We start from the raw sequence: 9988 nt of genomic DNA on the forward strand, positions 1-9988 counted from the left end.
GCGGAGACGGAGAAGCCCGGCCGGAGCGCATCTCAGCGGACGCGCTCCGGCCGGGCTTCTCCGCCGTGCGTAACGCGGTCCCGGGCGTGGCCGGGACCGCGTCAGAACTCCGCCAGCCGCTTCCGCAGCACCGTCATCGACTCCGCCGGGGTGAGCGCGCAGGCGCCCATCCGGTCGAGCATGTTCCGGTACTCCTCCACGATCTGCGGCTTCTGACTGAACGTCGAATCCGTCAGATGCTCGATGTAGACGGCGTCCTTGAGATCACCGAGCGCGAACCGCAGATAGGTGACACCGGTACCGACCCCCACCGCCGCCGACACATCGAGCGGCGCGATCTGGAGGGTGACCCGGGGGCGCTCCATCATGGCGATCAGATGCTCCAGCTGAGCGCGCATCACATCCCGGCCGCCGACCGTCCGCAGCAGTACGGACTCGTCGATCATCGCCCACAGATGCGGCGCGCCGGGCTCGTCGAGATGGCGCTGCCGCTCCTGCCGCAGCTCCACCCGCCGCATGACATCGTGCTGGAGCAGCTGCCCGGGCCCGGCCTTGATCACGGCGCGGGTGTAGGCGGGAGTCTGGAGCAGCCCCGGCACATAGAACGGCTCGTAGGTGCGGATCCGCTCGGCCGCGCTCTCCAGCGCGACCAGCGGGGTGAAGAAGTCCGAGAGCACATCGCTGAACGAGCGCCACCAGTCGGAGCGCCGGGACTGGTCCACCAGCCGCAGGAACTCCTCGACCCGCTCCTCGCTCCCGACGCCGTAGAGCGCCAGCAGCGCGAGAGCGTCGTCCCGCTTGCAGCCATGGCGCCCCAGTTCGATTCGGCTCGTTTTGGATCGTGAGAAACCGAGCCGGCCGTCCACATGGGCGGGGTCGAGCCCGGCGGCGACGCGCAGTTCGCGCAGCTTGCCGCCGAGGATCAGCTTCAGTGCCGTGGGGTTGTTCTCCACTGCCCCCAGCGGTCGCGGAAACAACGACTCGTGCGGGTCGGTCGCAGCCATCGGGCGCTCCTCGCGGACGCTGGGGAAGTGCCAGTATTCACCAGTCGTCCACACCGGGCACAGGGGTGGACAGCCGGTTCAGCGGATTTCAGCCAATGACAGCATCGAAGTCGCCACTGCGGGCCCCGGCGACGAATGCCGCTATCTCGTCGCGTGTGTAGACCAGCGCCGGGCCCAGCGGATCGCGGGAGTTGCGGATCGCCACGGATCCGTCGGGCAGTTCGGCCAGTTCCACGCAGTTGCCCGTCGCATTGCTGTGACTGCTCTTGGTCCACGTCACCGAGCCGACGGTGTCCGCGCCCATGCCGTTGAAGAATCGCTTCACTGCAACAGCCCCTTGCCTCTCGTGGTGTCCGGTCGATCGCCTCGACTCCGGCGTATGCAATCCCATTTGCAATCCCAGATGCAATTGCATTCTCGCGGGATGCTCGACCATACTCGTTCCCAGGCAGCTGCGGCAGCGTCGAACTCCGAATCCTCCAGGGGGACATGACCCGTGACGACCCATGTGTCAGCCTCATCGAGCACGAGTGTCAGGGAGGGCAGCGGCGGCCGTGCCGCCGTCCCCGGCCCGGTCGCCGGATGGCCGCTGCGCGCCGCCGAAGCGATCCGGCCGCCGTGGGGCGCCGGTCAGGGCCTCGGCGCGACGGGGTTCGCCGCCTGCGGTCTGGACGGGAATCTGCGGAACGCCCCCCAGGCGCGGCGGTTCGTCGCCGCCACCCTCGACGGATGGGCGCTGCGCGGGCTCGCCGACGACGCCGGGCTGGTCGTCAGCGAGCTGGTCACCAACGCGGTCCAGCACGCCGTGGACCCGGCCGCGCCCGACAACGGCGAGTACCCGGTCTGGCTGGGGATCTTCCTCCACCCCCATGACGTCGTCTGTGCGGTCACCGATCCCAGCCCGGTGCCCCCGCGCCCGCGCGACGCCGAGTTCTCCGCCCTCGGCGGCCGGGGGCTCGCCCTCATCCAGGCGGTGAGCCGCAACTGGTCCTGGTCGCTGACCCCGCCGCGCGGCAAGACGGTCTGGGCCGCGCTGCCCCGCGAATCCGCGCCCGGCCGCTGAGCCCCGGGCCGGGGGTGCCCGGTGGCCCCCGTCACGGGGGTGCGGGAGCCACCGGGTCATCCCGGTCACCGGCGGCGCGGGCCCCGCGTGGACCGCCCGGACGGTCCCGGCGTCAGAGGAAGTCGCCGGGCGGGGACGTCGGAAGACGGCGTCAGAGGGTGTCGTCGCCCTCCAGGAAGGTCCGCACCACCTCGATCTCCCCGATCCGGCCGGTCTCCACCCGCCGCGGATCGTCGCCGAGCACCACCAGGTCGGCCCGCTTGCCCGCGGTGACGCTCCCCGCGCTCTCCTCCCAGCGGCAGGCGTACGCCGCGTCCGCCGTGTACGCGCGCAGCGCCTCGTCCACCGTGATTCCCTCGGCCGGGCCGATGATCCGCCCCGACACCGAGGCCCGCTCCACCATGAACTGGATCGCCCGCAGCGGTGACCCCTCGGTGACCGGCCGGTCCGAACTGCCGGCCACCCGGATCCCGTGGTCGAGAAAGCCCCGGCCCCGGTAGAGCCACGGCGCCCGGTGCGCACCCATGATCCCGGCGTAGTCGTCCCCGAAGTACCGCAGGAAGGACGGCTGTATCACCGCGATGGCGCCCACCGAGGCGAACCGGGGCAGCTGGTCGGGCCGGACCAGTCCCGCATGCTCGATCCGGTGCCGGGCGTCGGGCCTCGGGCGTATCCGCTGGGCTTCCTCCAGCGCGTCCAGGGCGATGTCCACCGCGCGGTCCCCGATGGCATGCACCGCGAGCTGCCACCCCGCGAGATGGCCCGCGATGATGGTCTCCGCCGCCGGCCGTGCCGGCCGCTGGAGTTGTCCGGCACTCTCCGTTCCCTCGTAGGGGCTGCTCAGCGCGGCGGTACGGGCCATCATGCCGCCGTCCAGGAAGATCTTGAGCGCCCCGAGCGAGAGCCGTCCGGACCCGGCGCCGAAGCCGGTCCGCAGCCCGAGACCGAAGGCGTACGGGGTGGTGTCCTCCGGAGCCGCCCCGACCGGGCGCAGCGCGTCGGCCGCCACCATCAGCTGGAGGCGCACGGGGAGCCGCCCCGTCTCCAGGGCGAGCTGATGGCCGGCCGCCTCGATGGGGCTGTGGACGAGTAGTTCACTGCCGATGCCCGCTTCGGCGCAGCCGGTCACCCCCTCGCGGCGGCACTGCCGCCCGGCCTCGCCGATGGCGTCCGCCAGCTCCTCCAGGGTGCGCGCGGGCCGCAGCCGCCGGGCCTCGCTCATCGCCTCCTCCGCGAGGAACCCCTCGGTGCGGATCCCGGCGGGCAGCGCGTCGAGCACGGCGGTGTTGACCACACAGCCGTGGCCCGAGTCGTGTGCGAGGAACACCCTGCGGCCCGCGCTCACCGAATCCAGCTCCGCGGCGGTGAGATGCCGGCCGAGCGGACGCTGGTCGTATCCCGCCAGATCCACCCAGGCTCCCGGGGCCGACGCCGCGACGGCGCCCGCCACCGCCGCGAGGATGCCGGCCGCCCGCGCGGACGGCGCCACCGAGGGTGTCCGCGCCTTCAGACCCGTCCAGACGGTGTGCACATGGCTGTCGATGAACCCCGGCAGCACGGTCGCACCGCCGAGATCGACGGTCCGGCGCGCCGGGAGTCCGGACACCTGATCGTCGACTCCGACGATCAGACCCCGCCAGATGCCCAGTTGACGGGCGGCGGGCCGGGCCGGGTCCATGGTGATGATGTTGGCGTTGGTGAATCTGGTGCAGAGCACAGGCGTCCCTTCGGCGATGGCTGGGATCGCCCCCCGCCGGCTCCTTCACGCGGGGAACTCCCGCGCCCCGGATCGATGTCATCACAGCCCGGACTATGCTTAGGTGAGGCTAGCCTAAGGTGGTGTTGATGCGTGGACGAACGAGGGGCGATCTCCGCGAACCGGTTGGAGGCGTGGGCCGATGGTGTGCTCGGACGCCTCGACGCGCAAGAGGAAGCCGATCGCTCCCTGCTTCACGCCCTGCCGAGAGAACCGACCCTGCGCGAGGAGACCACCGCGCGGATGGCGGACGCGCTGCGGGCCGCCGCGCTCGGCCTCGGGCCGGCGGGCTGCGCGGTCGCGGCCAGGGTCTCCGAGCGGCTGCTCCTCAACTGGCAGCGGCAGGACGCCGCGTTCGCGGCAGCCATGGCCGCCGCCGCGGAGCTCGCTCCGGCCGGTGAGAACGGCCGGCCGCCGCTCAGCCCTCTCGCCCTGCGGGTCCTGCTGAGAGCGGTCCGCGGCGGCGCCCTCCACGGCTCGGCCGCCGCGCTGATCGGGATGTCCGGCCGGGCGTTCTACCGGCTCCGCCGGGACAGCCCGGAGATCGCCGCACTGGTGGCGGCGGCCAGGCGCTCCCGTCCGAAGAAGTCCGGCCGGCGCGGCCGGCCGGGCCACGAAGAGCACTGGCGCTACCGGCTCGTGCGCGTCGACACATCCCCGCCGCCCGCCGCGCCCTGCCCCGTACCGCCGGCGGACCCGGCCCCGGGTCCTGTTCCGCCGCCCCCGGACCGCGCGGCGTCGGACTGACCCGAACGCCGGCAGGCGCGGGTGCGCCCGGGCCCGGTCCGGTGATCCGCGCGGCGCCGGCGGGGGAGTACGGCCGGGGTGTGCCTCCTCCCCCCGCCCGGGGAGGGATCCGCGCCTCCAGTCCGTCCGGCGGACAGCCCGGAGGCCGGCCCGCCCCCGTGTGCTCGGTGTGCCTCCCCGGCGACGCGAGCACCCCCCACCGAGTCCCCGTACGGCACAAGCCGCGGAGCCCGGCCCCTCAAGCGCCGCACCGCACAAGGATGTTCGTCTCCCGCCGCATGGGCGCCGGCCGGGCCCGCGCGGACGCCTCCCGTACACACCGGCCCCGCGACCGCCGGCCGGCCCGCGCGGTGTGCGGCCCCGGCTGCTCAACCTCCCCCGTACGGCGGCCACATCGCGGCCCCCGGCCTCCCCGGATGGCCAACACCGTTGCCGGGGTGGTCCAATGACCCGAAGTTAGTCTAGCCTTACCTGATTCTCGTGCCCGCTTCTCCGGGCGCTGCGGGCAGGTCCGAAGGGGTGTGCATGGGGTCGGAAGCCCTGTCGGGACAACAGGTGCTCCGACGCTCGGTCACGGGGCAGCGCCGCGATGTCGTCATCGGCTCCGTGCTGGGCGCGGGTCATCAGGCCGGTGAGGTCGCGGTCCCGGTACTCATCGGCGTGGTGATCGACCGGGGAGTCGCCCGGGGCGACACCTCCGGACTGCTGCTCGGCCTCGCCGCCCTCGCCGCCGTCTACATCGGACTCTCCTTCAGTTTCCGCTTCAGCGCCCGGGCCGGGGAACGCGCCGCCGAGACCGCCGCCCACCGGCTCCGGTGCGAGCTCGTCACCCGGGTCCTGGCACCCGGCGGCGGCGCCGGCGACGGACGGCTGCCCGGCGAACTGACCAGCATCGCCACCCAGGACGCCAAGCGGGTCGGCGCGGTCACCATGGCCCTGATCGTCGGGGTCGCCTCCCTCATGGGCCTCCTGGTCAGCGCCGTCGTGCTGCTGCGCATCTCCCTCGTACTCGGACTGCTCGTCCTCCTCGGCACCCCGCTGCTCCTGTGGCTGGGCCACCTCCTCAGCAAGCCGCTGGAGCGGCGCAGCGAGGCCGAACAGGAACGCGCCGCGCATGCCTCCGGCATCGCCGCCGACCTGGTCACCGGACTCCGCGTCCTGAAGGGCATCGGCGCCGAACCGGCCGCCGTCTCCCGCTACCGCGCCACCAGCCGCGCCTCCCTGACCGCCACCCTCCGCGCCGCCCGCGCCCAGGCATGGCAGAACGGGATCGTGCTCGCCCTCACCGGTGTGTTCATCGCCGTGGTTGCCCTGATCGGCGGACGTCTCGCCACCCGGGGGGACATCAGCATCGGCGAACTCGTCTCCGCCGTCGGCCTCGCCCTCTTCCTCATCGGACCGCTCTCCGAGGTCTCCTGGGTCACCGCCGAACTCGCCCAGGGCCGCGCCTCCGCCGGACGGATCGCCCAGGTCCTGGCCGCCGAGGAGACCGTGCTCCCCGGTTCGGGCACCCTGCCCCGGCCCGTCGCGGGCCGGGTGCGGCTGAACCGCCTCTCCCTCGCCGGGCTCAAGGGCATCGATCTCGACATCGCACCCGGCCAGCTCGTCGGTGTCGTCACCACCGACCCCGCCGACGCCGCGGCCCTGCTCAACTGCCTCGGCCGGCGGCACGACCCGGAGAGCGGCACGGCCGAACTGGACGGACTGCCGCTCGACACCCTCGACCCGGCCGACATCCGCACCGCGATCCTCGTCGCCGAGCACGACGCCGATCTCTTCGAGGGCACCCTGGAGTCCAATGTCTCCGCGGCGCCCGGCTCCGCGGGCACCGGTCCCGCGATGGCCGCGTCGGGAGCGGACGACGTGGCGCGGGCCCTGCCCCGCGGCGCCGCCACGGTGATCACCGAACGCGGACGTTCGCTCTCCGGCGGGCAGCGCCAGCGCGTCGCCCTCGCCCGGGCTCTCGCGGCGGACCCCCCGGTCCTCGTACTGCACGACCCCGCCACCGCCGTCGACGCCGTCACCGAGGCCCGGATCGCCGCGGGAATCCGCGAGATCCGCCGGGGGCGTACCACCATCGTGGTCACCGCGAGCCCCGCCCTGCTCGCGGTGGCCGACCGGGTCGTCCTCGTCGAGAACGGCCGCGTGACCGCGGACGCCCCGCACGCCCGGCTGGTACGAGACCGGGCCGACTACCGGACGGCGGTGCTCTCATGACCGGAGCGGACGGAAACAAGGACACCGGCGCGGGGAAGGACACCGGCACGGGCTTCCCGGACACCGGCACCGGCCTTCCGGACACCGGCACCGGCTTCCCTGACACCGGCACGGGCGCCGGTGCGGAGGAACCGCGCCGCGTCCTGCTGCCCATCGCCACGGGCGCCCGCACCCGGGCGGCCGTCGCCGAGCTCCTCCGCCCCCACCGGCGGCTCGCCCTCACCGGCTTCACCGTCATGGTCGCGGCCACCGCCATCGGACTCCTCACCCAGCCGCTCCTCGGCCGCATCGTCGACCTCGCCGCCGGCCGGCGGCCCGTTGACACCATCACCACCGTCATCCTGCTGCTGGTGGCCGTCGCCGTCGCCCAGGGCCTCACCACCGGCCTCGGGCTCAGCCTGATCTCCCGGCTCGGCGAGACCGTCCTCGCCCGGCTGCGCGAACGGTTCGTGGAGCGCGCCCTCGGGCTGCCGCTGGAACGCGTGGAACAGGCCGGATCGGGCGATCTGACCGTACGCGTCACCGGCGATGTCTCCCTCGTCGCCGACGCCGTCCGCAACGCCCTCCCCGAGCTGGCCCGTTCGCTTCTCGCCATCCTCCTCACCCTCGGCGCGCTCGCCCTGCTCGACTGGCGGTTCCTGCTGGCCGCCCTGCTCGCCGTACCCGTACAGGCCCACACCGCCCGCTGGTACGTCCGGCAGGCCGTGCCGCTCTACGCCCGGCAGCGGGTCGCCGGCGGCGCACAGCAGCAGCAGCTCCTGGACACCATCGGCGGCGGCGCGACCGTCCGCGCCTTCCGGCTGGAGCGCGAGCACACCGAGCGGGTCGCCGAGCGCTCCCGGTCCATGGTCGAGCTCACCATGCGCGGCGTCCGGCTGGTCCTCGGCTTCTACAGCAGACTCCACATCGCCGAGTTCATCGGTCTCGCCGCGGTGCTGACCACCGGATTCCTGCTGGTGCGGTCCGGCTCCGCGTCCCTCGGCACGGCGACCGCCGCCGCCCTCTACTTCCACAGCCTCTTCACCCCGGTCAACTCCGCGCTGGTGCTCCTGGACGACGCCCAGTCCGCGATCGCGAGCCTCGCCCGGATCATCGGCGTCGCCGACCAGCCGCCGGAGCGGGAACCGGAACACGCCGCCGAGCCGCGCGACGCGTCCGTCACCGTCACCGGACTGAGCCACACCTACCCGGGCGGGAAGCCCGTACTGCACGAGGTCGCGCTCACCCTCCGGCCCGGCGAGCGGGTCGCCCTCGTCGGCGCCAGCGGTGCCGGCAAGACCACACTCGCCAAACTGATCGCCGGCATCCACACACCGTCCGCCGGTGAACTGCGCGTCGGGGGCGCCCGGCCGGACGAGCTCGGCCCCGCCGCACTCCGCCGCACGGTCGCCCTCATCACCCAGGAGACCCATGTCTTCGCCGGACCGCTCGCCGATGACCTCCGCCTCGCCGGACCCGGCGCCACCGACGCGGAACTGCGCGCCGCGCTCGACCGGGTCGACGCGCTCGGCTGGGCCGAGGCACTGCCCGAGGGCCTCGCGACCGTCGTCGGCGACGGCGGCCACCGGCTCAGCGGCGACCGGGTCCAGGCCCTCGCCCTGGCACGGCTGATCCTCGCGGATCCGCCCGTCGTCATCCTCGACGAGGCCACCGCCGAAGCCGGTTCGGCGGGCGCCCGCGCGCTGGAGAAGGCGGTCGACCGGGCGGTGGAGGGCCGCACCGTACTGATCGTCGCGCACCGGCTCACCCAGGCGGCCGGCGCCGACCGGGTCGTGGTGATGGAGGCCGGGCGGATCGCCGAGAGCGGCACCCACGACGAACTCCGCACCGCCAAGGGTCCGTACGCCGCCCTCTGGGACGCCTGGTCGGACCACCGCGACAGCGCCCCGTCCGTGACGGCGGCCGATCCGGCGGACAACCGTGACAGCGCCCCGCCCCCGCCCGCGGCCGGCCCGGCGGACACCCGCGACAGCACGTCACCCGCGACGGCCGCCGGCCCGGGGGACACCACGTCCTGACCGCGTCCCTCACGACTCCACCCCCCACAGCCTCATCACGCACAGGTAACCGACAGAAGGACCACCGATGGCCCGCTCATCGCGAGCTTCACGACTCGCCACCGCGCTCGCATCCGCACTCCTGCTCCTCGCCACCGCGGCCTGCGGCGGCAACGACGGCGCCGGCGACGGCGGCGAGAAGCCGGAATCCGGCAAGGACTCCGCCGCGGGCTCCGCCTTCCCGGTGGAGATCCCGCACAAGTACGGCACCACCGAGATCACCTCCGCGCCCAAGCGGATCGTCACCGTCGGCCTCACCGACCACGACGCCGTGCTCGCGCTCGGCACCGTCCCGGTCGGCACCACCGAATGGCTCGGCGGGTACAAGGGCGCCATCGGCCCCTGGGCGAAGGACCGGCTCGGCGGTGCCGCCGTGCCCACCGTGCTCAAGGACACCGGCACCGGACCGCAGGTGGAGCGCATCGCCGCGCTCAAGCCGGACCTGATCCTGGCGCTCTACGGCGGCCTCACCAAGGAGCAGTACAAGTCCCTCTCCGCGGTCGCCAAGGTCGTCGCCCACCCCAAGGAGTACAACGACTACGGCATCCCCTGGCAGGAGCTGACGACCAAGGTCGGCGCCGTCCTGGGCAAGCAGCCCGAGGCCGAGAAGCTCATCGCCGAGGTGGAGGGGCAGATCGCGGCCGCGGCCAAGCCCGAGTTCAAGGGCCGGGGCGCGCTGATGGCCACCCCGTACGAGGGCATGTTCGTCTTCGGCAGCCAGGACCCGCGCTCCCGCCTGCTGGCCCAGCTCGGATTCGAGCTCCCCAAGGATCTCGACCAGTCGATCGGCGACAAGTTCGGCGCCAACATCAGCAAGGAGCGCACCGATCTGCTCGACCAGGACGCCGTCGTGTGGATGGTCGGCGATGTCGCCAAGGACTCCGCGAAGCTCCACAAGGACGCCTCGTACGGTGATCTGAAGGTGGTCGGTGAGGGCCGCGAGGTCTTCATCCACGAGACCAGCGACTACGGCAACGCCACCTCCATGACCTCCGTCCTCAGCATCCCCTATGTCGTCGAGCGCCTGGTGCCCCAGCTCGCCGCCGCCGTCGACGGCAAGCCGGCGACCAAGGTGGAGCAGCCCGCCCCCTGACCGCACACCGCCGCGAACGGGCGGGTGACCGGGAACACCCCCGGTCACCCG

The 9988-nt window shown here is 73.4% G+C and carries 8 protein-coding genes; 5 read left to right on the plus strand and 3 right to left on the minus strand.

The window, feature by feature from the left end:
• Positions 1-101: 101 nt before the first annotated feature.
• On the minus strand, positions 102-1004 hold the full coding sequence (locus AAFN69_RS29410; RefSeq protein ID WP_347731902.1) for a helix-turn-helix transcriptional regulator: 903 nt from the start codon (positions 1002-1004) through the stop codon (positions 102-104).
• A gap of 88 nt (positions 1005-1092) precedes the next feature.
• A complete protein-coding gene (locus AAFN69_RS29415) occupies positions 1093-1329 on the minus strand; it encodes a DUF397 domain-containing protein (protein ID WP_347731903.1) in 237 nt (78 codons plus the stop codon).
• Positions 1330-1500: 171 nt separating this feature from the next.
• On the opposite strand from AAFN69_RS29415, the gene AAFN69_RS29420 reads away from it, so the two are divergent.
• Entirely contained in the window at positions 1501-2067 is a 567-nt protein-coding gene (locus AAFN69_RS29420; protein ID WP_347731904.1) for an ATP-binding protein, read from the plus strand.
• 151 nt (positions 2068-2218) lie between these two features.
• Here the strand turns inward: AAFN69_RS29420 and AAFN69_RS29425 are convergent, their stop codons facing one another.
• The gene (locus AAFN69_RS29425; RefSeq protein WP_347731905.1) at positions 2219-3784 is read right to left on the minus strand and encodes an amidohydrolase; all 1566 of its coding nucleotides are present in this window, start codon (positions 3782-3784) and stop codon (positions 2219-2221) included.
• Between the two features lie 132 nt (positions 3785-3916).
• Here AAFN69_RS29425 and AAFN69_RS29430 point away from each other — a divergent pair, with 132 nt between their 5' ends.
• The 4 genes from AAFN69_RS29430 (at position 3917) to AAFN69_RS29445 (ending at position 9937) form a co-directional block, all read left to right on the plus strand.
• The gene (locus tag AAFN69_RS29430; RefSeq protein WP_347731906.1) at positions 3917-4570 is read left to right on the plus strand and encodes a hypothetical protein; all 654 of its coding nucleotides are present in this window, start codon (positions 3917-3919) and stop codon (positions 4568-4570) included.
• A gap of 525 nt (positions 4571-5095) precedes the next feature.
• The gene (locus AAFN69_RS29435) at positions 5096-6787 is read left to right on the plus strand and encodes an ABC transporter ATP-binding protein (protein WP_347731907.1); all 1692 of its coding nucleotides are present in this window, start codon (positions 5096-5098) and stop codon (positions 6785-6787) included.
• Positions 6784-8805, plus strand: coding sequence for an ABC transporter ATP-binding protein (locus tag AAFN69_RS29440; protein WP_347731908.1), 2022 nt, complete (start codon positions 6784-6786; stop codon positions 8803-8805). The genes AAFN69_RS29435 and AAFN69_RS29440 overlap by 4 nt, the downstream gene beginning before the upstream one ends.
• A gap of 67 nt (positions 8806-8872) precedes the next feature.
• Positions 8873-9937, plus strand: a complete 1065-nt coding sequence (locus tag AAFN69_RS29445) for an iron-siderophore ABC transporter substrate-binding protein (protein ID WP_347731909.1) — start codon at positions 8873-8875, stop codon at positions 9935-9937.
• Positions 9938-9988 lie beyond the last annotated feature (51 nt).

It is taken from the genome of Streptomyces sp. CAU 1734, assembly GCF_039888735.1.
Classification (GTDB): Bacteria; Actinomycetota; Actinomycetes; order Streptomycetales; family Streptomycetaceae; genus Streptomyces.